Origin of the sequence: Thalassotalea sp. PLHSN55, from assembly GCF_052030545.1 — a bacterium.
Lineage (GTDB): Bacteria > Pseudomonadota > Gammaproteobacteria > Enterobacterales > Alteromonadaceae > CANMXU01.
This window is the reverse complement of sequence record NZ_JBPDIH010000038.1, coordinates 1-617: the sequence shown is the minus strand read 5'-3', so window position 1 is coordinate 617 and position 617 is coordinate 1. Positions and strand designations below refer to the sequence as shown.

The following is a 617-nucleotide window of genomic DNA, read 5'->3' as shown; positions in this document are numbered from 1 at the left end:
AAGTGGGAAGAGAAAGTTATTGAACTAGCTGAAGCACTTGATACTTACATTCCAGAGCCAGAGCGTGCAATCGACGGTGCATTCATCATGCCTATCGAAGACGTATTCTCAATCTCAGGTCGTGGTACTGTAGTAACAGGTCGTGTTGAGCGTGGTATCATCAAAGTAGGTGATGAAGTAGAAATCGTTGGTATTCGTGAGACTCAAAAGTCTACTTGTACTGGTGTAGAAATGTTCCGTAAGCTTCTTGACGAAGGTCGTGCTGGTGAGAACTGTGGTATTCTTTTACGTGGTCTTAAGCGTGAAGATGTTGAGCGTGGTCAAGTACTATGTCAACCTGGTTCAATTTCTCCTCACACTAAGTTTGAGTCAGAAGTATACGTACTAAGTAAAGATGAAGGTGGTCGTCATACTCCATTCTTCAAAGGTTACCGTCCACAGTTCTACTTCCGTACAACTGACATCACAGGTGCTGTAGAGCTTCCTGAAGGTGTAGAAATGGTAATGCCTGGCGACAACCTTAAGTTTGTTGTTGAGCTAATCAACCCAGTAGCGATGGACGAAGGTTTACGCTTCGCTATCCGTGAAGGTGGCCGTACTGTAGGTGCTGGTGTTGT

The 617-nt window shown here is 44.7% G+C and carries 1 protein-coding gene; it reads left to right on the top strand.

The features are described from left to right. The coding region (locus ACRRSQ_RS20610) for an EF-Tu/IF-2/RF-3 family GTPase (protein ID WP_440877658.1) at positions 1–617 on the top strand (617 nt) is incomplete at both ends.